The sequence below is a fragment of the Pseudomonas sp. S3E17 genome, from assembly GCF_024168685.1.
Classification (GTDB): Bacteria; Pseudomonadota; Gammaproteobacteria; order Pseudomonadales; family Pseudomonadaceae; genus Aquipseudomonas; species Aquipseudomonas marginalis.
Genome location: NZ_JALJWE010000001.1, coordinates 2,592,606 through 2,615,529 on the forward strand (window position 1 = coordinate 2,592,606; position 22,924 = coordinate 2,615,529).

Here is a 22,924-nt window from a genome sequence, read left to right on the forward strand (position 1 = left end):
GAAATTTACGCAGGTAGCGGACCTAAGTCAATAGCCTGCTTGAAGTTTTTCTGAAAAAGACAGAATGGCTTCAAGACGGCTACCCGTCACTCGCTGTAAATCATCTTCTTGCTCATGCCACCGTCCACCACAAACTCTTGCCCGGTGACAAACCCGGCCTGGCGCGACAGCAGCCACGCCACCATCGCTGCCACGTCCTCTACCGTACCCACCCTGCCCGCCGGATGCTGGGCATGATCGGCATCGGTCAAAGGCTCGGCACGCCGCGCAGCTGGATCACGGGCATCAATCCAGCCAGGGCTGACCGCATTCACCCGCACTTCCGGCCCGAGGCTGATCGCCAAGGCGTGAGTAAGCGCCAACAGGCCACCCTTGCTCGCCGCATAAGCCTCGGTATCCGGCTCCGACTGACGAGCCCGGGTCGACGCCAGGTTGACGATGGCTCCGCCGTGGGCACGCAGGTAAGGCGCACAATGTTTGGCCAGCAACATCGGCCCACTGAGGTTAACGGCCAGCACACGGTTCCAGTAGGCCAGGTCGAGGCTTTCCAGGGTGATATTGTGCGGGTCGGCCACCGCAGCGTTACAGACCAACGCGTCCAGGCGCCCGAACTGCCCCAGGACTTCGGCGACCCCCTGGGCCACCTGCTTCTCGTCAGCAACGTCCATGGTGATAAACCAGGCGTTTTCGCCCAGCACCTTGGACACCTTGGAACCGCGCTCGCGGTCGAGGTCGGTCAAGACCACCTGCCAGCCTTCGCTGATCAGCCACGCCGCAATCCCGAGGCCAATACCCCGCGCCGCGCCCGTCACCAGGGCGACGCGCCCATTACTGGCCGCCGCGGCCTCCAGGGACCACTCGATCACAAGGCAGCCAGCCCGCGAGCCAGGTCAGCCTGCAGATCCGTGACATCTTCCAGGCCGACCGCGATGCGGATCAGGCTGTCCCGGATACCGGCCGCCTCACGCTCCTGCGGCGCCAGGCGTCCGTGGGAGGTGGTGCTCGGATGGGTAATGGTGGTCTTGCTATCGCCCAGGTTGGCCGTGATGGAGATCAGGCGCGTCGCATCGATAAAGCGCCAGGCGCCCTCTTTGCCGCCCTTCACTTCGAAACTCACCACGGCGCCGAAACCACGCTGCTGGCGCTGGGCCAACGCGTGCTGCGGGTGGCTCTTGAGGCCGGCGTAATGCACTTTTTCGATACCGTCCTGCTGCTCCAGCCACTCGGCCAGGGCCTGGGCGTTGGCGCAATGGGCTTTCATACGCAGGCTGAGGGTTTCCAGGCCCTTGAGGAAGATCCAGGCGTTGAACGGGCTCAAGGTCGGGCCGGCGGTGCGCAGGAAGCCCACCACTTCCTTCATCTGCTCGCTGCGGCCTGCAACCACGCCGCCCATGCAACGGCCCTGGCCATCGATAAACTTGGTGGCCGAATGCACCACGATGTCCGCGCCGAGCTTCAGCGGCTGCTGCAAGGCAGGCGTGCAGAAGCAGTTATCGACCACCAGCATTGCGCCCTTGGTGTGGGCCACTTCGGACAATGCCGCGATATCCACCAGCTCGGCCAGCGGATTGGACGGCGACTCGACGAACAGCAATTTGGTGTTGGACTTGATCGCCGCATCCCAGCCGGACAGATCCGCCAAGGGCACGTAGTCCACTTCAATACCGAAGCGCTTGAAATACTTCTCGAACAGGCTGATGGTCGAACCAAACACGCTGCGCGACACCAGCACATGGTCGCCGGCACTGCACAGGCTCATCACCACCGCCAGGATCGCCGCCATGCCGGTGGCCGTTGCCACCGCCTGCTCTGCGCCTTCCAGGGCCGCGATACGCTCTTCGAACGCGCGCACAGTCGGGTTGGTGTAGCGGGAATAAACGTTACCCGGCACTTCGCCAGCAAAGCGCGCAGCGGCGTCGGCCGCCGTGCGGAACACGTAGCTGGAGGTAAAGAACATCGGGTCACCGTGCTCACCTTCCGGGGTACGGTGCTGGCCGGCGCGCACAGCCAGGGTATCGAAAGCTACGCCATCGAGGTCGCTGTCCAAGCGACCGGCATCCCATTCCTGACTCATGCTGCGACTCCTTACTCAATTCTTTATTTAAGATACAAAACCGGCCCCTCAGGGCCGGTGTCTACTCAGTTGTTGTACAGATCGATGATCGCGCTGACCGCCTGGGTCTTGATCTTCGACGAGTCGTTACGCGCCTGCTCGATCTTGTTCAGGTAGGCCTCGTCGACGTCACCGGTCACGTACTTACCGTCGAACACGGCGCAGTCGAACTGCTCGATCTTGATCTTGCCACCGCCGACCGCTTCGATCAGGTCCGGCAGGTCCTGGTAGATCAGCCAATCGGCGCCGATCAGGTCGGCCACATCCTGGGTCGTGCGGTTGTGTGCGATCAGTTCGTGGGCGCTCGGCATGTCGATACCGTACACGTTCGGGTAACGCACGGCAGGCGCTGCGGAACAGAAGTACACGTTCTTCGCACCGGCTTCACGGGCCATCTGGATGATTTGCTTGCAGGTGGTGCCGCGCACGATGGAGTCGTCCACCAGCATCACGTTCTTGCCGCGGAACTCCAGCTCGATGGCGTTGAGCTTCTGGCGCACCGACTTCTTGCGCGCCGCCTGGCCCGGCATGATGAAGGTGCGACCGATGTAACGGTTCTTCACGAAGCCTTCGCGGAACTTGACGCCCAGGTGGTTGGCCAATTCCAGCGCAGCGGTACGGCTGGTGTCCGGGATCGGGATCACCACGTCGATGTCGTGCTCGGGACGCTCGCGCAGGATCTTGTCGGCCAGCTTCTCGCCCATGCGCAGGCGCGCCTTGTACACCGAAACGCCGTCGATGATCGAATCCGGACGCGCCAGGTAGACGTGTTCGAAGATGCACGGGGTAAGTTTCGGCGCGACAGCGCACTGACGGGTATGCAGCTTGCCGTCTTCGGTGATGTACACCGCTTCGCCCGGCGCGAGGTCGCGGATCAGGGTGAAGCCCAGCACGTCAAGGGACACGCTTTCGGACGCGATCATGTACTCGACGCCTTCGTCGGTGTGACGCTGGCCGAACACGATCGGGCGAATACCGTGGGGGTCACGGAAGCCGACGATGCCGTAGCCGGTGATCATCGCCACAACGGCATAACCGCCGACGCAACGGTTATGCACGTCGATCACGGCGGCGAACACATCTTCTTCGGTCGGCTGCAGCTTGCCACGCTGGGCCAGCTCGTGGGCAAACACGTTGAGCAGCACTTCCGAGTCGGAGCTGGTGTTGACGTGGCGCAGGTCAGATTCGTAAATCTCCTTGGCCAGTTGCTCAACGTTGGTCAGGTTACCGTTATGCGCCAGGGTAATGCCGTAAGGCGAGTTGACGTAGAACGGCTGAGCTTCGGCCGACGTCGAGCTACCGGCAGTCGGGTAACGCACATGGCCAATGCCCATGTGCCCGACGAGGCGCTGCATGTGACGCTGATGGAACACGTCACGTACCAGGCCATTGTCCTTGCGCAGGAATAACCGGCCGTCGTGGCTGGTCACAATACCGGCAGCGTCCTGGCCGCGGTGCTGGAGGACGGTTAGCGCGTCATACAGCGCCTGATTGACGTTCGACTTACCGACGATACCGACGATGCCACACATGCGACGCAACCCCTACTTAATGAATCTTGACTGAACACAACTTACTGCGGCGTTTTGGCCGGCAAGAGGTGTTCCTTGAACGGAAGATCAGCGGGTACGCTGATTCCGCTGGCCAGCCACTGACTGCTCCACCCCAAGATGAGGTTCTTGGACCAATCTGCAACCAATAGAAATTTTGGCACGAGTACCGACTCCTGCCACCACGAATCCTGCTGTACCGGCCCCAGGCTCAACAGCCCGACCGCCACGACCACCAGCAACGCGCCACGCGCGGCACCGAAGGCCATGCCGAGAAATCGATCGGTCCCGGAGAGGCCGGTGACGCGTATCAACTCGCCAATAAGATAATTGACCATTGCCCCCACCAGCAGCGTGGCGATGAACATGATGGCGCAGCCCGCGATGACGCGAGCCGAAGGTGTCTCGATGTATCCGGCCAGGTAGACCGACAATGAACCGCCGAACATCCAGGCTACGACTCCTGCGATGATCCAGGTCAGCAACGACAGTGCTTCTTTTACGAAGCCGCGGCTTAGACTGATCAAAGCGGAGATGGCGACGATTGCAACGATCGCCCAGTCAACCCAGGTAAATGGCACGTTTGAGCCTACGGACGGATAAGGCGGCGCATTTTAGCAGAGCGTCGGGCTGTCGGTAAGCTGTGATTGCGGCTGCTTTGCAAATCAATAGTTTGTGGCGGGCCGATCACATTTCAACCTCACCACAAAACCAATGTGGGAGGAGGCTTGCCCCCGATTGCGGCTTATCAATCACTGCATAGTGCTGACTGATCCACCGCTATCGGGGGCAAGCCCCCTCCCACATTTGATTGGACTTCAGGTTTAAACCGATACGGGCTCAGCCGCGCTCAGGCTGGAAGCGTGTGACGAAGCCTTTCAGGTTCTGCTGACGGTCCAGCAAATCCCGCAGCCGGTCGGCCTCGGCGCGCTCGATCAGCGGCCCGATAAACACGCGGTTCTTGCCGTCGGCGCTACGGATATAGGCGTTGTAGCCCTGGGCACGCAGCTTCTTCTGCAAGGCGTCGGCGCCTTCGCGATTGCCCAGGCTGGCCACCTGGATCGACCAACTGATCGGCAGACCATTCGGATCGATACGGCTCTGACCCACATCCGGCTTGCCCGGCGCGGCAGGCTGCGGCACCACCGGTTTGGGCGCAGGCGCAGGCGTCGCCGGCTTGGCGGCGACCGCCGGAGCAGGTGTCGGCTTGACCACCGGCACGCTTGGCTGCACCGGCATCGACGGCGCCTGCTGCGCAGCCACCTCATCGTCAGTCGGCACCGGCTCTTCTTCAGGCAACGCCTGCGGCTCAGGCACCACCACCGGCTCCACCTGCACTTGCGGCACTGCCGGTGCCTGGGGCGCAGCCGGAGCCTCGACAACCACCTGGCGCTGCTCGTCCTGGCGGGAAAACAGCATCGGCAGGAAGATCACCGCCAATGCCACCAGCACCAGGGCTCCAACCATTCGCTGCTTGTATGCGCTATCCAGTAATGCCATGTGCAGCTTCCTCCGTGGAGCGCCGGGCCAACCACTCAAGCGCCTCGGCAACACAATAAAATGATCCGAACAACAGAATTTCGTCCTCGGCCGTCGCTACCGCGCACTGTGCCTCCAGGGCAGCAGTCACGCTTGCATACGACGCCACCGGCGCACCAAGGTTCTGTAACACGATCTCAAGCTCATGGGCCGGACGACTGCGCGGCGTATCCAGCGGCGCGACCGCCCAAGCCTGGACGCTGTCCAGCAACGGTGCAACCACGCCCTCCAGGTCCTTATCGGCAAGCAAACCGAATACAGCCAGGCGACGCCCCACCGGCGGCGTGCGCGCCAGGCGTTTTGCCAGGTATTGCGCTGCATGGGGGTTATGCCCCACGTCCAGCAGCAGGTTCAGGCGCTTGCCGTGCCAGTCGAACACCCGGCGATCCAGGCGCCCTACCACGCGGGTCGCCAGCAACGTCGCAGCAATCTGCTCAGCCTGCCAAGGCAGGTCCAGCAACAGATAGGCTTGCAGCGCGAGTGCGGCGTTCTCCATCGGCAGGTTCAGCAAGGGCAGATCACGCAGCTCCACAGCCTGCCCACGGGCATCCCGCCCGCACCACTGCCAGTGCCGGTCATCGATTTCAAGATTGAATTCGCGGCCCCGCAGGAAGAATGGGCAGCCCAGTTCACGCACCTTGTCCAACAAGGGCAGCGGCGGATCCAGGTCACCGCACAGCGCAGGCTTGCCCGGGCGGAAAATCCCGGCCTTCTCATAGGCCACGGACTCGCGGGTATCCCCCAGGTAGTCGGCATGGTCCACGCCAATACTGGTGACCAGCGCCAGGTCGGCATCCACCACGTTGACGGTGTCCAGACGCCCGCCCAGGCCCACTTCCAATACGACCACATCCAGCTGCGCACGCTCGAACAGCCAGAACGCCGCCAGGGTGCCCATTTCGAAGTAAGTCAGGGAAATCTCACCGCGCCCGGCATCGAGTGCGGCGAAGGCTTCGCAGAGTTGCTCATCACTGGCTTCGACGCCATTGAGTTGCACCCGCTCGTTGTAACGCAGCAAGTGCGGCGAGCTGTACACGCCTACTTGCAGCCCCTGGGCCTGCAGCAGCGCGGCAACAAAGGCACAGGTAGAGCCCTTGCCGTTGGTGCCGGTCACCGTGATCACACGCGGCGCCGGCCGGCCCAACCCAAGGCGGGCCGCTACCTGTTGCGAGCGCTCCAGGCCCATGTCGATGGCGGACGGATGCAACTGCTCGAGGTAGGCGAGCCATTCGCCCAGGGTACGTTGGGTCATAGGTTCGCAGGCACCGGCGGCACAACGATCGGCTCGACTTTAGGCGCGACGTAAACAGGTGTCGGCAGGCCCATCATCTGCGCCAGCAGGCTACCCAGGCGTGGACGCAGCTCACCGCGCGGAATGATCAGGTCGATTGCGCCGTGCTCCAGCAGGAACTCGCTGCGCTGGAAGCCTTCCGGCAGTTTTTCGCGCACGGTCTGCTCGATCACGCGCGGGCCGGCAAAGCCGATCAGGGCTTTTGGCTCACCGACAATTACGTCGCCGAGCATCGCCAGGCTGGCGGAAACGCCGCCGTAGACCGGGTCGGTCAGCACAGAGATGAACGGAATGCCTTCTTCGCGCAGACGCGCCAGCACCGCAGAGGTCTTGGCCATTTGCATCAGGGAGATCAACGCTTCCTGCATCCGCGCACCACCGGAGGCGGCGAAGCAGATCATCGGGCAACGGTTTTCCAGGGCGTAGTTGGCCGCGCGCACGAAGCGCTCGCCGACGATGGCCCCCATGGAGCCGCCCATGAAGGAGAACTCGAACGCCGACACCACCACCGGCATGCCCAGCAGCTTGCCGCTGACGGAAATCAACGCGTCCTTCTCACCGGTCTGCTTTTGCGCAGCGGTCAGGCGGTCCTTGTACTTCTTGCCGTCGCGGAACTTGAGACGGTCGACCGGCTCCAGGTCGGCGCCCAGCTCGTTACGGCCGTCGGCGTCGAGGAAGATGTCGATGCGGGCGCGGGCGCCGATACGCATGTGGTGGTTGCACTTGGGGCAAACATCCAGGGTCTTTTCCAGCTCGGGGCGGTACAGCACCGCGTCGCAGGATGGGCACTTGTGCCACAGACCTTCAGGAACCGAGCTTTTCTTCACCTCGGAACGCATGATCGAAGGGATCAGTTTGTCTACTAACCAGTTGCTCATGCTTTCTTTCTCCAGTACCGGTAGCTTGAACACAGCCCCGCGTATGCCCTTGAGCTAAATTCATATGTGGCGATGACGCAGGCTGGACGGGGTCAGACGTTCGACCTGCCATTTCCAGCCTGCATCCTCAGCCTTCCAGACAGCCTGCCTGCGCAGGTTGCCACTTCATTTCCGGGCCTCCCTCAGGCGGCGCCGGGCTGTTTTACACAGTGGTAGCTATGGACGGCGGCAGACTGCCAGCCGTCACATCCCGACACAGCTGTTGCGCACCGCCTGCATGAATGCGCGAATCCTGTCGTGATCCTTGATGCCCTTGCCTTGCTCTACCCCACCGCTGACATCCACGGCATACGGCCGGACCTGTTGAATCGCCGAACCGACGTTCCCAGGGTTGAGCCCCCCGGCCAGGATGATCGGCTTGCTCAACCCTTCAGGGATCAGCGACCAATCGAACGCTTCGCCGGTACCACCGGGTACGCCTTCGACATACGTGTCCAACAGAATGCCACGCGCGCCGGAATAGGCAGCGCAGGCCCTCGCGATATCGTCACCCGCCTTGACCCGCAACGCCTTGATATACGGGCGTTGGTAGCTTTCACATTGATCCGGGGTTTCGTCGCCGTGAAATTGCAGCATATCCAACTGCACGGCATCCAGGGTTTCGTTGAGTTCGCAGCGGCTGGCGTTGACGAACAAGCCCACGGTGGTCACGAACGGCGGCAGCGCCGCAACGATCGCCCGCGCCTGCAACACATTCACCGCCCGTGGGCTCCTGGCATAAAATACCAGGCCAATGGCATCCGCCCCCGCCTCGACTGCCGCCAGCGCGTCTTCTATGCGGGTAATCCCGCAAATCTTGCTGCGAACGGCAGGCATGTCGTAGAAACCTCAGGGGTTGGACCGATAAAGTCCCGGATGGTAACAAAAGCTATTCCGGGCGTCAGCCGCCAAGTTCACTGAACCCTGTGAGGAAGTGTGGCCCGATGAAACGCTGGGGCAGCTCGAACTCGTCGCGGTACTCCACGTCCACCAGGTACAGGCCAAACGGATGCGCCGTGACGCCGCCCGTGCGGCGGATGCGGCTTTCCAGCACTTCCCTGGCCCATTCCACCGGGCGTTCGCCGGTACCGATGGTCATCAATACGCCCGCAATGTTGCGCACCATATGGTGCAGGAAAGCGCCGGCACGGATGTCCAGCACGATCATCTTGCCGTGGCGAGTCACCCGCAGGTGGTGGACTTCCTTGATCGGCGACTTGGCCTGGCACTGGCCGGCACGGAACGCACTGAAATCATGCACCCCCACCAGATGCTGCGCAGCCTCGGCCATGCGCTCGGCATCCAGCGGACGGTGGTTCCAGGTGATTTCTTCGTTGAGGTGCGCGGGACGGATCTGGTCGTTGTAGATCACATAGCGATAACGCCGGGCAATGGCCTTGAAGCGCGCATGAAAGTGCGCAGGCATGACCTTGGCCCAACTGACGCTGACGTCGTGGGGCAGATTGATATTGGCGCCCATCACCCAGGCCTTCATCGTGCGTTCGGCCTGGGTATCGAAGTGCACCACTTGGCCGCAGGCATGCACACCGGCATCGGTACGCCCGGCGCACATCAACGACACCGGGGAGTCAGCCACTTTCGACAGCGCCTTCTCCAGGGTTTCCTGCACCGTCAGCACGCCTGACGCCTGACGCTGCCAGCCGCGATAGCGCGAGCCTTTGTATTCCACGCCGAGGGCGATGCGGTAAAAGCCAGCGGCCGCCATTTCGGCGGCCGGGTTATCTATATTTGCCAAGAACTGAGAGCCTGATGAGTTGCGCAAAGGCAGCCATTATAAATGCGGCAGCTGCGTGGCGTGCGCTTTTGTTAGGGATTGACCTTCCCACACCGCACCGGCATCAACCTTCAGATTTTGCCGAGCATTTCCTTGGCCTCGCCGCGCTGAGCCTCATCACCTTCGGTGAGCACTTCGGAGAGGATGTCCCGCGCGCCGTCGGCATCACCCATGTCGATATAGGCCTGGGCGAGATCGAGCTTGGTGGCGACTTCATTCGTGCCAGACAGGAAGTCGAACTCCGGCTCATCCCCACCCAGCGCCGCGTCCTCGGCGGTAAAGGAGGGTTCGATGGGCGGATTCTCCAGGCTTTGGGACAGGCGATCCAGCTCGGCGTTGACATCGTCCAGCTCCGAAGCGAAGGCATCCGGCTTGGCGGCTTCGCCTGGCTCGTCCGCCAGGGACAGGTCGAAATCCTCCGGCAAATCGAAGTCATCCAGCGCCGATGGGGTCAGCGTCGGCGGCTCCACTGCCGACACATCCTTCATCTGGTCCTCAAGACCGGAAAGGAAGTCATCGTCGGACTGCTCGGACGCCGGGGTATTCGGCTGCAGATCCAGGTCGAAGTCCGACAGGTTTTCCTTGTCGGCCTTGGACGCCGATTGCTGCTCCAGGAGCGCTGCAAACGTCTGTTCGTCGTCCAGGTTGGCTGGCGAAGCCGCCTCCAGCTCATCCAGGCTCAGGTCGAAATCGGTGTCGAGTGCATCGGGCTCGGCGGCTGGGACAGCCGGTTTGTCTTCCAGCAGGTCCTTGACGTACTGAGCGTCGAGGGCCGCGGCGGCAACCGCGGCACTGACGCCCGCCGCCAATACCGCCATCGCAGGAAAGCGCGACTTGAGTTGCTCGACCTGGGCATGGTTCTCACCATTGGCCACCAGTTGACGCTCCTGGGTCACGAAACCGTCCTTGTCGCTTTGCAGGCCGTAGACTTCCATCAGCTTCAACCGCAGGTCGCTGCGCTTGGGCTCGTGCTTGATCGCTTGTTCCAGCACATCGGCGGCCTGGTTCAGGTGACCACGGTCGATATGGGACTGGGCTTGCGCCAGGGCATCGTTGGCGTTTTGCGGGGCCACGGCAGCGGCCAGCGGCGCGAGCACGGAGGCAACCGTCGGAACCGCCACCGCCGGCGCAACCACTGGAGCGGGTGCCGGAGCCGCTGCCAGCTTGACGTTCGGCGGCGGCACTTCGAGGCCTTCGAAACTGTCCGACGGCAGGTCCTGTTCGATGTTCGAGGTAAATTCCGGCTCTTCAGCCAGCGCCCGCGCCATGCGCAAGTGCTTTTCCTCTTCACGGCGGGCGTTGCGATGGCGCGCCCACAGCAGCAGGAGCAGCAACACCACCAGGCCAGCCGCGCCGCCGATCACACCGAGGACAACCGGGTTGGTCAGCAGTTCATTGAACTTGCCTTCGGTGGTGTCAGGTGCGGCGGCCGGTTTAGCCGCTTCAGGTGCCGGCGCAGCAGGGGTTGGCGTTGGCGCGGCGGTCTGTGCAGCGGGTGCTGCCGGCGTGGCGGCCGGGTCGCTTGCCAGCTGTGCAGGCATCGCTGCCGTCGCCGCTACGGCCGGGTCGCCTTTTTCTGCCTGCAAACGGGCCAGTTGATCGTTTTTCAGTTGAATCAACTTTTGCAGTTTATCCAACTGGCTTTGCAGATCTGCGGCACGGCTCTTGAGCTCTTCGTTATCGCGGCGAGTGGTGTCCAGTTGCTCCTGGGTCATCGCCAGCTTGTCGCTCAGGACCTGGCTGTCGCCGGCCTTGCCCTTGCCGCCTTTCTTGGCTGCTTCAGCCGAGACCAGGCTCAGGTTGTCCTGGGTATTGGTGGTCGACGGCGCATTGCCGGCCTGGGCACGCTTGGTGGCGTCCAGTTGCTGCTTGCCGGCCGCCTGATTGGTCGCCCCGCGCCGACCCTGGCGCCAGGCGGCATTTTGTACCCTCACTTCGGCGATTGCCTGAGGTTGCGGCAACGCCGTGCTTTGTACGGTGTCCGGCAGGCGCAGCACCTGGCCGGTTTTCAGGCGGTTGATATTGCCGTCGATAAAGGCGTCGGGGTTGAGTGCCTGAATGGCCAGCATGGTCTGCTGCACCGAGCCGCCATTGCGGTGCTTCTGCGCAATTTCCCACAGGGTGTCGCGGGAGGTGGTGGTGTGCTGGGCCGGCGTGCTCACAACGGGCGCAGTGCGGGCGGGCGCTCCCACGCGCGGTGCAGGTGCTGCGGAGGTCGAAGCCGACTGGTCGAACTTGGCAGGGTCGAGCAACACACTGTAGTCGCGCATCAAGCGGCCATTGGGCCATTGCACCTGCAGCAGGAAACGTACGTAGGAATCCGGCAGCGGCTTGCTGGAGGTGACGCGCACCACGCTGCGACCACTGGGATTGATGACCGGGGTAAACGTCAGGTCATCGAGAAACGCCTGGCGATCGACGCCCGCGTCCACGAATGCCTGGGATGAGGCCAGGCTCGGGGTGATCTCGGACGCCGTGAGGCCACCGACATCGAGCAATTCGATTTCCACCGACAACGGCTGGTTCAACGTCGACTTAAGGGTCATTTCCCCCAGCTGCAGCGCCTGCGCCATACCGGAGGACAGCGCCGAGGCGGCCGCTATTGCTAACACCAGTTTGCGAACTTGAACCATAGCCTCATCCTTTGTTTGAACACTCCCCGGCCTGCGAGAAGGTTGGTAACCGCTTGCCATAAGGCATGGCGAGCCGATAGGTCACCGACGCGCAATTGTTCCTGCTTGGGGCCAAGCATAGCGCCTGGTTAGAATCAATCTACAAATTGCCGCCAAGTATCTTTTACGCAAGGCGTTTTATCAACAACTGCGCCAGCTGCACGGCGTTAAGGGCGGCGCCCTTGCGTACGTTATCTGACGTCAGCCACAGATTTAGTTCAGCCGCGTCATCCACGCCCGCGCGCACCCGGCCTACGTAGACCACATCCTGGCCGACTGCGTCGCCCACGGCTGTAGGGTAATCACCCTCTTCTACCAGTTCGATACCCGGCGCGGCCTCCAATGCGCGGTTGACGGCGGCAAGATCGACCGCCGCGCCCAGTTGCAACGACACCGTCAGGCTATCGCCAAAAAACACCGGGGCTTGAACGCATGTTGCGGAAATCTTTAGCAAAGGTAATTCCAGGACTGCACGCAGTTCGTGAACCAGGCGCTTTTCCAAGGCGGTATGACCTTGGGCGTCTGGCGTGCCGACTTGTGCCAACAGGTTGAAGGCCATTTGCCGGTCAAAGAACTTAGGTTCCAGAGGGCGCACGTTCAGGAGCTCGGCGGTCTGACGTGCCAATTCGCTGACGGCTTCCCGGCCTTGGGCAGACACTGCCAGGCTGGCAGTGACGGCGACACGCTGGATGTCCAGCAAGCCGCGCAACGGCGCCAGCACCACCGCCAGGTTGGTGGCCGACGGGCTCGGGCTGCCGAGCTGGAACGGTTTTTCCAGGCCGTCGAGAACGTGGGCATTGGCTTCCGGCACCACCTGGGGCGCCTGCTCGGCGGGCAAGGCTCCCGACAAGTCGATCACCGAGCAACCCGCCGCCGTGGCACGGGGCGCGAAGCTCAGGGTGACTGCCGGGCCTGCGGCGAAGAAGGCCAGTTGCACCTTGCTGAAATCGAATTCGTCGACCTCCTTGACCCGTACGTTCTTGCCGCGAAACGGTACCGACGCGCCAGCAGAGTTACTGCCCGCCAGCAGGTACAGGGTGCCCACCGGGAATGCCAGCTCTTCGAGAATCTGCACCAGGGTTTCGCCGACCGTACCGGTGGCACCGATCACGGCAATTTCAAAGGTCTGGGTCATGGGGGCTGCCTCGGGCATTGCGGGGGGAGCGGCACTTTACCGGGTGGCCGGGAGTGAGGCAATTAGCCTGGGGCTAGTGGAGTGGCTGATGGCGCTATCGGGAGCAAGCCCCCTCCCACAGTGAACAGCATTTCAAGGTTGGAACTCGGTTGAATGTGGGAGGGGGCTTGCTCCCGATAGCGCCCGAAAGAACAATAAAAAACCCGCGCCTGTCACCAGAACGCGGGTTTCTATTATTGCTTCAAGCGATCAACGCTCCAGCAAAATCCGCAGCATGCGACGCAGCGGCTCGGCCGCGCCCCACAGCAGTTGGTCGCCGACGGTGAATGCGCCCAGGTACTGGGTGCCCATGTTCAGCTTGCGCAGACGGCCCACCGGTACATTCAGGGTGCCGGTGACCTTGGTCGGGCTCAGCTCCTGCATGCTGATGTCGCGGTTGTTCGGCACCAGCTTGACCCAGGGGTTATGCTGGCTGATCAGCCCTTCGATATCGGCGATCGGCACGTCTTTGTTCAGCTTGATGGTCAGCGCCTGGCTGTGGCAGCGCATGGCGCCGATGCGCACGCAGATGCCATCCACCGGGATCGGGCTCTTGAACCGGCCGAGGATCTTGTTGGTCTCGGCCTGGGCCTTCCACTCTTCGCGGCTCTGGCCGTTCGGCAGCTCTTTGTCGATCCACGGGATCAGGCTGCCGGCCAATGGCACACCGAAGTTCTCGGTCGGGTAGGCATCGCTGCGCATGGCTTCGGCCACACGGCGGTCGATGTCGAGGATCGCGCTGGCCGGGTCGGCCAGTTGATCGGCGACGGCGGCGTGGGTCGCGCCCATCTGCTTGATCAACTCACGCATGTTCTGCGCGCCGGCACCGGAAGCTGCCTGATAAGTCATGGCGCTCATCCACTCGACCAGGCCGGCTTCGAACAGGCCGCCCAGGCCCATCAGCATCAGGCTGACGGTGCAGTTGCCGCCCACATAATTCTTGGTGCCGGCATCCAACTGCTGGTCGATGACCTTGCGGTTGACCGGGTCGAGGATGATCACGGCGTCGTCCTGCATGCGCAGGCTCGAGGCGGCGTCGATCCAGTAACCCTGCCAGCCGGCTTCACGCAGCTTGGGGAAGACTTCGCTGGTGTAGTCGCCACCCTGGCAGGTGAGGATCACGTCGAGGGTTTTCAGCTCTTCAATGCTGTAGGCGTCCTTGAGCGGGGCAATATCCTTGCCCACGGACGGCCCTTGGCCACCTACGTTCGAAGTGGTGAAAAACACCGGCTCAATAAGATCGAAATCCTGCTCTTCCAGCATCCGCTGCATGAGCACGGAACCGACCATACCGCGCCAACCGATCAGACCTACACGTTTCATCGCAACTACACCTTGTTAAAAAGTGGGCCGCCTTGCAGCAACAACTGCAAGCGGGCCCGAGAGATTACAGATTCCGCAGCGCGGCGACTACTGCGTCGCCCATTTCCTGCGTACCCACCTTGGTGCAACCCTGCGACCAGATGTCGCCGGTGCGCAGGCCCTGGTCCAGCACCAGGCTCACGGCCTTCTCGATCGCGTCCGCAGCGTCGCTCAGGTTGAAGCTGTAGCGCAGCATCATCGAGACCGACAGGATGGTCGCCAGCGGGTTGGCAATACCCTGGCCCGCAATGTCCGGCGCCGAGCCGTGGCAAGGCTCGTACATGCCTTTGTTATTGGTGTCCAGGGACGCCGACGGCAGCATGCCGATGGAACCGGTGAGCATCGACGCCTGGTCGGACAGGATGTCGCCGAACAGGTTGTCGGTGACGATCACGTCGAACTGCTTCGGCGCACGGACCAGTTGCATGGCGGCGTTGTCGACGTACATGTGGCTCAGTTCGACGTCCGGGTAGTCCTTGGCCACTTCTTCGACGATTTCGCGCCACAGTTGGCTGGAGGCCAGGACGTTGGCCTTGTCCACCGAGCAGACCTTCTTGCCGCGTACACGGGCCATGTCGAAACCGACGCGGGCGATACGGCGGATTTCGCTCTCGCTGTACGGCAGGGTGTCGTAGGCCTGGCGCTCACCATTCTCCAACTCGCGCACGCCCCGTGGCGAGCCAAAGTAGATACCGCCGGTCAGTTCACGCACGATCAGGATGTCCAGGCCCGCCACCACTTCCGGCTTCAGGCTCGATGCGTCGGCCAGTTGCGGGTAGAGGATCGCCGGGCGCAGGTTGCCGAACAGGCCCAGTTGCGCGCGGATTTTCAGCAGGCCGCGCTCAGGGCGGATATCACGCTCGATCTTGTCCCACTTCGGGCCACCCACGGCGCCCAGCAGCACGGCATCGGCGGCGCGGGCGCGGTCCAGGGTTTCGTCGGCCAGGGGCACGCCGTGCTTGTCGATGGCAGCGCCGCCGATCACGTCGTGGCTCAATTCGAAGCCCAGGCTGTACTTGCTGTTGGCAAGCTCCAGGACCTTGACCGCTTCGGCCATGATTTCCGGACCAATACCGTCGCCAGGGAGAATCAGAATCTGCTTGCTCATGGGTTCCTCATTTCATCGAGCGACCTGCCCGTGGGCAGGCCGGGAAAATTAATCAGCGTTCGGCCCAGACCACCAGCACGTCGGTGCTGAAGGTGCCGTCGGCCTGAATCTCGTAGTAATCGCGCACTTCCTGGCCCATCGCCTGCTGCAGCTCCAGGATCGCGGCGCGCAACACTTGCGGTGTGCGCATGCGTTCGACCCACGAGGTGTATTCCAGGCGCAGGCGCTGGCGGCTGCTGTTGCGTACGTGCAAGCCGGCTTCGCTGAGCTGGCGCATCCATTCGGCGGCGGAGTAGTCACGCACGTGGCTGGTGTCGCGCAGCACTTCGACGGTTTGCAGGTAAGTGTCCAGCAACGGGCTGCCCGGTGACAAGACATCGATAAACGCCGCCACGCCGCCCGGCTTGAGCACGCGGCGCACTTCGCGCAGGGCCACGCCGAGGTCGCTCCAATGGTGCGCCGAATAACGGCTGAACACGAAGTCGAATTCGCCATCGGCAAACGGCAGGCGCTCGGCGGCGCCGTTTACGGTGCCGATATTGGTGAGACCGCGATCTTGCGCAGCGGCGGCCACCACATCGAGCATCTGCTGGGAGAGGTCGTAGGCCACGACTTCCTTGACCAATGGAGCCATATGGAAACTCACATGACCGGCACCGCAACCCAGGTCCAGCAGCCGCGCATCGCCCTGCCCGGCCAGTTCGGCCTGGAGCAGCGCGAATTCGGTGCCTTGGGCGTGCACGGCACTGCTCAGGTAGGCAGATGCCTGTTCGCCGAATTGTTTTTGCACGACTTGGGTGTGGGCGGTGCTGGTCATGGTGGCATCCTTCAAGGGTTGTGTTGCTGGTACCGGCCCTATCGGGGGCAAGCCCCCTCCCACATTTGAATGTATTCACAACTCAAAAGGTGGGAGGGGGCTTGCCCCCGATGAAGCCGGTCCTGCCTACATCAATTTATGCGTCACGAAACAACCAGGGCTGGCTCGCCCGGTGCCTGGCTTCGAACGCGGCAATCGCATCGCCGTCCTGCAAGGTCAGGCCGATATCGTCCAGGCCGTTGATCAGGCAGTGCTTGCGGAAGGCGTCCACCTCAAAGTGGTACACCTTGCCGTCCGGACGGGTCACGGTTTGCGCAGCCAGGTCGATGGTCAGCTGGTAGCCCTCATCGGCTTCCACTTGCTTGAACAGTTCGTCGACTTCTTCGTCGGTCAGGATGATCGGCAACAGGCCGTTCTTGAAGCTGTTGTTGAAGAAGATGTCGGCATAGCTCGGCGCGATGATGCTGCGAAAGCCATATTCTTCCAGGGCCCACGGCGCGTGCTCGCGGCTGGAGCCGCAACCGAAGTTTTCCCGGGCCAGCAACACGCTGGCGCCTTGGTAGCGCTCGGCGTTGAGCACGAAGTCCTTGTTCAACGGGCGCTTGGAGTTGTCCTGGTAGGCGTAGCCCACGTCCAGGTAGCGCCATTCGTCGAACAGGTTGGGGCCGAAACCGGTGCGCTTGATCGACTTCAAGAACTGCTTGGGGATGATCTGGTCGGTGTCGACGTTGGCACGGTCCAACGGCGCGACCAAACCGGTGTGTTGGGTAAAAGCTCTCATCGGGTTTTCCTCAGATCAATTCGCGAACGTCGATGAAACGACCGTTGACGGCAGCAGCGGCGGCCATGGCCGGGCTGACCAGGTGGGTACGGCCACCGGCGCCCTGACGCCCTTCGAAGTTACGGTTGGAGGTGGACGCGCAATGCTCGCCCGACTCCAGGCGGTCCGGGTTCATCGCCAGGCACATCGAGCAGCCCGGCTCACGCCACTCAAAACCGGCTTCGAGGAAGATCTTGTCCAGGCCTTCGGCCTCAGCCTGTGCTTTTACCAGACCCGAGCCTGGCACCACGATGGCCTGCTTGATGGTCGAGGCAACTTTGCGGCCCTTGGCGATCACCGCCGCCGCGCGCAGGTCTTCGATCCGCGAGTTGGTGCAGGAGCCGATAAACACGCGATCCAACTGGATGTCGGTGATCGCCTGGTTGGCCTTCAAGCCCATGTACTTCAAGGCGCGCTCGATGGAACCGCGCTTGACCAGGTCGGCTTCCTGCGCCGGGTCCGGCACGTTCTGGTCGACGGCCAGGACCATTTCCGGCGAAGTGCCCCAGCTGACTTGCGGCTTGATCTGGGCAGCGTCGAGTTCAACCACGGTGTCGAACACCGCATCGGCGTCGGACACCAGGTCCTTCCAGGCTTCAACCGCGGCGTCCCAATCGGCGCCTTGCGGTGCAAATGGGCGCCCCTTCACGTACTCAATGGTTTTCTCGTCCGCCGCCACCATGCCCACGCGGGCACCGGCTTCGATGGACATGTTGCAGATGGTCATGCGGCCCTCGATGGACAGGTCGCGAATGGCGCTGCCGGCGAACTCGATGGCATGGCCGTTACCGCCGGCGGTGCCGATCTTGCCGATCACGGCGAGCACGATGTCCTTGGCGGTCACGCCGAACGGCAAGGTGCCTTCGACACGCACCAGCATGTTCTTCATTTTCTTGGCGACCAGGCACTGGGTGGCGAACACATGTTCCACCTCCGAGGTGCCGATGCCGTGGGCCAGGGCGCCAAACGCACCGTGGGTGGAAGTGTGGGAGTCGCCGCAGACCACGGTCATGCCCGGCAAGGTGGCGCCCTGCTCCGGGCCGATCACGTGGACGATCCCTTGACGCACGTCATTCATCTTGAATTCGGTGATGCCATATTCGTCGCAGTAGTCGTCGAGGGTCTGCACCTGCAAGCGCGACACGGTGTCGACAATGGCGTCGATCCCACCCTTGCGCTCCGGGGTGGTCGGTACGTTGTGGTCCGGAGTGGCGATGATCGAGTCGACGCGCCAAGGCTTGCGCCCGGCCAGCCGCAGGCCTTCGAACGCTTGGGGCGAGGTCACTTCATGGATGATGTGACGGTCGATATAGATCAGCGACGAGCCATCGTCGCGCCGTTTCACTTCATGGGAATCCCAAAGCTTGTCGTAAAGCGTTTTGCCGGCCATCAGTCGGTCCTCATCAGCGGTGTTTCTATGCGCCGGGCTTTTCAATAACCCTTTGGCTTGTGAGGCTGATGGTATGGCGCTACATTAAATAACTCAAATTCATATTTTTTATGCTTTGGATTACCAACTGGAATACAACCATGGACCTGGCCAACCTCAATGCCTTTATTGCCATCGCCGAGACCGGCAGCTTCTCCGGCGCAGGTGAACGCCTGCACCTGACCCAGCCGGCCATCAGCAAGCGCATCGCCGGCCTGGAACAGCAATTGAAGGTGCGACTGTTCGATCGCCTGGGCCGTGAAGTCGGCTTGACGGAAGCCGGCCGGGCCTTGCTGCCGCGCGCTTATCAGATTCTCAACGTGCTGGACGACACCCGCCGCGCCCTCACCAACCTCACCGGAGAAGTCAGCGGCCGCCTCACTTTGGCCACCAGCCACCACATCGGCCTGCATCGTTTGCCACCGATCCTGCGCACCTTCACCCGCGAATACCCGAACGTGGCCCTGGATATTCAGTTTCTCGATTCGGAAGTGGCCTACGAAGAAATCCTCCACGGCCGCGCCGAAGTGGCGGTGATCACCCTGGCGCCCGACCCCCATCACCTGGTACGCGCCACACCGGTGTGGGATGACCCGCTGGATTTCGTGGTGGCGCCGGAGCACAGCCTTACCGGCAACCGCGAGGTCAGCCTGGCCGATATTGCCGGCCACCCGGCGGTTTTCCCTGGCGGTAATACCTTTACCCACCATATTGTCAGCCGTCTGTTCGAGGCCCAGGGCCTTACGCCGAACATCGCGATGAGTACCAACTACCTGGAAACCATCAAGATGATGGTCTCCATCGGCCTGGCCTGGAGCGTGTTGCCGCGCACCATGCTCGATGAGCAGGTGGCGAGTATCGCTTTGCCGGGCATACAACTCAGTCGCCAGCTAGGCTATATCGTGCACACCGAAAGGACACTGTCGAACGCTGCGCGGGCGTTCATGAGCCTGTTGGATGCACAGGTGGATCTGCCAGTGATACCGGTATGACGCCGTGCGGCCCCAGGTTGTGAATAAAACCGCGCTGTTTGCCCATCGAGCCAAGGCCCTTTGATAATGCGCAACCCTGTCGACCCTCTACCCCCCCTGCCCCGCATCTACGCCCTGGACCCCCAGCAGGCGGAACAAAGCTGGGACAGCGCCCCGCAACTGCTGGCAGCCCTGAATGCGGCCCGGCTGGGCGCGTGGTGCTGGGAAATCGACACCGGAAGAATAAGCTGGTCACGGGGCACCCAGGCGCTGTTCGGCTTCGACCCGCGCCAACCACTGCCCAAGGACCTGGATTACCTCGACCTGCTGGCGCCGTCGGATCGCTCCCGGGTGGTGCGCGCCTTTCATGCGGTGCTGGCCGGCGAGCCTTTCGAGCAGGCCATGCACCATCACATCCAATGGCCGGACGGCACCCATCACTGGCTGGAGATCAATGGCAGCCTGGCACCGGACAAGGCCGGCCGGCGCCGCATGATCGGCGTGATCCGCGAGACCACTCGCCAGCGCGAGCGGGAGCACGCCCTCAGCCATTCCGAAAAACGCTTCGCCACGCTGTTTCACCTGTGCCCGAACATGGTGTTGTTGACCCGCCAGTCCGACGGCCTGATCAGCGAAGCCAACCAGTATTTCGAGATGCTCTTCGGCTGGCCGGTGGCCGATGCCATTGGCCGCACCACCCTGGACCTGGGCCTGTGGCGCCACCCCGAACAACGCGCGCAGATGGTCCAGGCCACCCAGCGCAAGGGTGAACCCATCACCATGGAAGTGCAGTTCTGCGCCAGCAACGGCCAGATCCACGATGGCACCCTCTGTGCGCAAAAGGTCGAGCTGGAGGGCGAGGCCTACTTGATCAGCACCTTTCTCGACACTACCGAGCGCAAAAACGCCGAAAATGCCCTCAAGGACAGCCAGGAGCGCCTGGACCTGGCCTTGGACTCGGCGCAACTGGGCACCTGGGACTGGCATATCCCCACCGGCATGCTCTACGGCTCGGCCCGCGCCGCTCAACTGCACGGTCTGCCACCCGAGCCCTTCCATGAATCCTTCGAGGCGTTTTTCGAGGGCATGCCCAGGCAAGAGCGCGAGAACATGCGCAACGCTTATCGCACCCTGCGCGAAGGCCCGGCCGGCAATTACCAACTGACTTACCGCGTGCCACTGGACGACGGCAGCTCGCGCTACCTGGAAAGCCGCGCCCGCCTCTACCGCGACGAGCAAGGGGCGCCGCTGCGCATGGCCGGCACCCTGCTGGACATCACCGACCAGGTGGAGCGCGAACAACGCCTGACCGCCTCCGAAGAAAAGTTCGCCAGCCTGTTCCAGGCCAGCCCCGATCCCATCTGCGTGACCTGCCTGGACAGTGGCGCGTTCATCGAGATCAACCCCGCCTTCACCCAGACGTTTGGTTGGACGGCGGCCGAGGTGATCGACAAGAGTGCCGAGCAGATCGGCCTGTGGGACGAGTCAAGCAAACGCCTGCAGCGTATCGAACAGGTGATTCGCGACCAGGCGTTGAGCAATGTGGCCATCGTGGTGCACCACAAGAACGGCCAAACCCTGACCTGCATGATTTCCAGCCGGCTGATCAAGGTGGGCGACCAGCCGTGCATCGTCACCACCTTGCGCGACATCACCCAGCAACAACGCTCGGAGGCCGCGCTGAAGGCCAGCGAGGAAAAATTCGCCAAGGCCTTCCATTCCAGCCCCGACGCTATCTCCATCACCGAGCGCGACACCGGCCGTTATGTGGAGGTCAACGACGGCTTCTGCCGCCTCACCGGCTACCGCGCCGAAGAAGCCATTGGCTTGACGCTGTACCAGATCGGCATCTGGGCCGATGAAAACCAGCGTTCCGCCTTGTTGGCCGAATTGCAGATCAAGGGGCGCATCCCTCACCTGGAAATGCTCTGGCACAACAAACGCGGCGACGTGTTGGCGGTAGAAGTCTCGGTCGAGCCGATCACCCTCAATGAAACCCCGTGCCTGCTGCTGACCGCGCGGGACGTGAGCCTGCTGAAAAACGCCCAGGCGCAGATCCGTCACCTGGCCTATCACGACCCGCTGACCAACCTGCCCAACCGTGCGCTGCTGATGGATCGCCTGAGCCAACAGATCGCCTTGCTCAAGCGCCATAACCTGCGCGGTGCCCTGCTGTTTCTCGACCTCGACCATTTCAAGCACATCAACGATTCCCTCGGCCACCCGGTGGGCGACACCGTGCTGAAAATCGTCACCGCGCGCCTGGAGGCCAGCGTGCGCATGGAGGACACGGTGGCGCGCCTGGGCGGCGATGAGTTCGTGGTACTGCTCAGCGGCCTGGATGGCACGCGCACGCAAGTCAGCACCCAGGTGCAGGAACTGGCCGATACCCTGCGCGAATTGCTTTCGGAGCCGATGTTCCTCGATGGCCATCGCCTGCAGGTCACACCAAGCATCGGCGTGGCGTTGATTCCCGACCATGGCACCACCCCGGCGGACCTGCTCAAGCGCGCCGACATCGCCCTGTACCGGGCCAAGGATTCGGGGCGCAACACCACGCAGATGTTCCACAACAGCATGCAAAAGGCCGCCAGCGAGCGCCTGCGCATGGAAACCGACCTGCGCCTGGCCCTGTCACGCGGCGAGTTCAGCGTGCATTACCAGCCCCAGGTGGATGCGCGCGGCAACAAGATCGTCGGCGCCGAGGCCCTGGTGCGCTGGCAGCATCCGCAGTTGGGCGCGCAGTCACCGTCCGAATTCATCAAGGTCCTGGAAGACAGCGGCCTGATTCTCGAAGTGGGTACCTGGATCCTCGATGAGGCCTGCGCCGCCTTTGCACAGCTGATTGCCGAAGGCTTGGTGGACCCGCTGAATTTCAGTCTGTGCGTGAACATCAGCCCCCGGCAGTTTCGCCAGAACGACTTTGTCGAACGGGTGGAGCGCAGCCTCAAGCGGCATCAACTGCCCTGCAACCTGCTGAAACTGGAAATCACCGAAGGCATCGTGATTCAGAACCTGGACGACACCGTGGCGAAGATGCGCCGCCTGAAGAAGCTCGGTGTCAGTTTTGCCATGGATGACTTCGGTACCGGCTACTCATCGCTGACCTACCTCAAGCGCTTGCCGGTGGATGCGCTGAAGATCGACCAGTCCTTCGTACGCGACGCGACCCATGACCCCAACGACGCCGAAATCATCCGCGCCATCGTGGCCATGGCCCGCAGCCTGAACCTGACGGTGATTGCCGAAGGCGTGGAAACCCCGGAGCAATTGGCGTTCCTGCAAAAGCTGGGCTGCCATTTGTTCCAGGGGTATTTGCACAGTCGGCCACTGCCGATCGAGGGGTTCAGGCGATTGCTCGGCTAA

Annotated in this window: 18 protein-coding genes; 2 read left to right on the forward strand and 16 right to left on the reverse strand. The window is 62.5% G+C overall.

Features of this window, described 5'->3' with window-relative positions:
• Positions 1-86 precede the first annotated feature (86 nt).
• The 16 genes from J3D60_RS11395 to leuC all read right to left on the reverse strand — a co-directional run bounded on the left by J3D60_RS11395 (position 87) and on the right by leuC (position 18,548).
• Positions 87-851 (reverse strand): SDR family oxidoreductase, encoded by a 765-nt coding sequence (locus tag J3D60_RS11395; RefSeq protein ID WP_027604081.1) that lies wholly within the window; start codon positions 849-851, stop codon positions 87-89.
• Positions 852-862: 11 nt separating this feature from the next.
• Positions 863-2,074: an O-succinylhomoserine sulfhydrylase gene (locus J3D60_RS11400; RefSeq protein WP_065940367.1), complete on the reverse strand. Its 1,212-nt coding sequence runs from the start codon at positions 2,072-2,074 to the stop codon at positions 863-865.
• 65 nt (positions 2,075-2,139) lie between these two features.
• Positions 2,140-3,645 carry an amidophosphoribosyltransferase gene (purF, locus tag J3D60_RS11405; protein ID WP_027604079.1) on the reverse strand — a complete coding sequence of 502 codons (1,506 nt, stop codon included), beginning with the start codon at positions 3,643-3,645 and terminating at the stop codon, positions 2,140-2,142.
• A gap of 41 nt (positions 3,646-3,686) precedes the next feature.
• The gene (locus J3D60_RS11410; RefSeq protein WP_003192538.1) at positions 3,687-4,244 is read right to left on the reverse strand and encodes a CvpA family protein; all 558 of its coding nucleotides are present in this window, start codon (positions 4,242-4,244) and stop codon (positions 3,687-3,689) included.
• Between the two features lie 259 nt (positions 4,245-4,503).
• A complete protein-coding gene (locus tag J3D60_RS11415; RefSeq protein WP_065940368.1) occupies positions 4,504-5,163 on the reverse strand; it encodes an SPOR domain-containing protein in 660 nt (219 codons plus the stop codon).
• Positions 5,147-6,454 (reverse strand): bifunctional tetrahydrofolate synthase/dihydrofolate synthase, encoded by a 1,308-nt coding sequence (folC, locus tag J3D60_RS11420; protein WP_253491478.1) that lies wholly within the window; start codon positions 6,452-6,454, stop codon positions 5,147-5,149. The genes J3D60_RS11415 and folC overlap by 17 nt, the downstream gene beginning before the upstream one ends.
• A complete protein-coding gene (gene accD / locus J3D60_RS11425; RefSeq protein ID WP_027604076.1) occupies positions 6,451-7,371 on the reverse strand; it encodes an acetyl-CoA carboxylase, carboxyltransferase subunit beta in 921 nt (306 codons plus the stop codon). Before accD ends, folC begins: the two co-directional genes overlap by 4 nt.
• 243 nt (positions 7,372-7,614) lie before the next feature.
• Positions 7,615-8,247 (reverse strand): phosphoribosylanthranilate isomerase, encoded by a 633-nt coding sequence (locus J3D60_RS11430; protein ID WP_065940370.1) that lies wholly within the window; start codon positions 8,245-8,247, stop codon positions 7,615-7,617.
• Between the two features lie 64 nt (positions 8,248-8,311).
• Complete coding sequence (truA, locus tag J3D60_RS11435; RefSeq protein WP_027604074.1) at positions 8,312-9,136, reverse strand: tRNA pseudouridine(38-40) synthase TruA; 825 nt, start codon at positions 9,134-9,136, stop codon at positions 8,312-8,314.
• 140 nt (positions 9,137-9,276) lie between these two features.
• On the reverse strand, positions 9,277-11,838 hold the full coding sequence (locus tag J3D60_RS11440) for a FimV/HubP family polar landmark protein (protein ID WP_253491480.1): 2,562 nt from the start codon (positions 11,836-11,838) through the stop codon (positions 9,277-9,279).
• A gap of 163 nt (positions 11,839-12,001) precedes the next feature.
• On the reverse strand, positions 12,002-13,012 hold the full coding sequence (locus J3D60_RS11445) for an aspartate-semialdehyde dehydrogenase (RefSeq protein WP_065940372.1): 1,011 nt from the start codon (positions 13,010-13,012) through the stop codon (positions 12,002-12,004).
• 249 nt (positions 13,013-13,261) lie between these two features.
• Complete coding sequence (asd, locus tag J3D60_RS11450) at positions 13,262-14,374, reverse strand: aspartate-semialdehyde dehydrogenase (RefSeq protein ID WP_027604071.1); 1,113 nt, start codon at positions 14,372-14,374, stop codon at positions 13,262-13,264.
• Positions 14,375-14,438: 64 nt separating this feature from the next.
• Complete coding sequence (gene leuB, locus J3D60_RS11455; protein ID WP_017530190.1) at positions 14,439-15,521, reverse strand: 3-isopropylmalate dehydrogenase; 1,083 nt, start codon at positions 15,519-15,521, stop codon at positions 14,439-14,441.
• A 52-nt stretch (positions 15,522-15,573) separates the two neighbouring features.
• A complete protein-coding gene (locus J3D60_RS11460; RefSeq protein WP_253491482.1) occupies positions 15,574-16,338 on the reverse strand; it encodes a class I SAM-dependent methyltransferase in 765 nt (254 codons plus the stop codon).
• 136 nt (positions 16,339-16,474) lie between these two features.
• Positions 16,475-17,119, reverse strand: coding sequence for a 3-isopropylmalate dehydratase small subunit (gene leuD, locus J3D60_RS11465; RefSeq protein ID WP_253491484.1), 645 nt, complete (start codon positions 17,117-17,119; stop codon positions 16,475-16,477).
• 10 nt (positions 17,120-17,129) lie between these two features.
• Positions 17,130-18,548 carry a 3-isopropylmalate dehydratase large subunit gene (leuC, locus tag J3D60_RS11470; protein ID WP_065940374.1) on the reverse strand — a complete coding sequence of 473 codons (1,419 nt, stop codon included), beginning with the start codon at positions 18,546-18,548 and terminating at the stop codon, positions 17,130-17,132.
• Positions 18,549-18,688: 140 nt separating this feature from the next.
• On the opposite strand from leuC, the gene J3D60_RS11475 reads away from it, so the two are divergent.
• Positions 18,689-19,579, forward strand: a complete 891-nt coding sequence (locus tag J3D60_RS11475; RefSeq protein WP_065940375.1) for a LysR family transcriptional regulator — start codon at positions 18,689-18,691, stop codon at positions 19,577-19,579.
• A gap of 66 nt (positions 19,580-19,645) precedes the next feature.
• The gene (locus J3D60_RS11480) at positions 19,646-22,924 is read left to right on the forward strand and encodes an EAL domain-containing protein (protein WP_065940376.1); all 3,279 of its coding nucleotides are present in this window, start codon (positions 19,646-19,648) and stop codon (positions 22,922-22,924) included.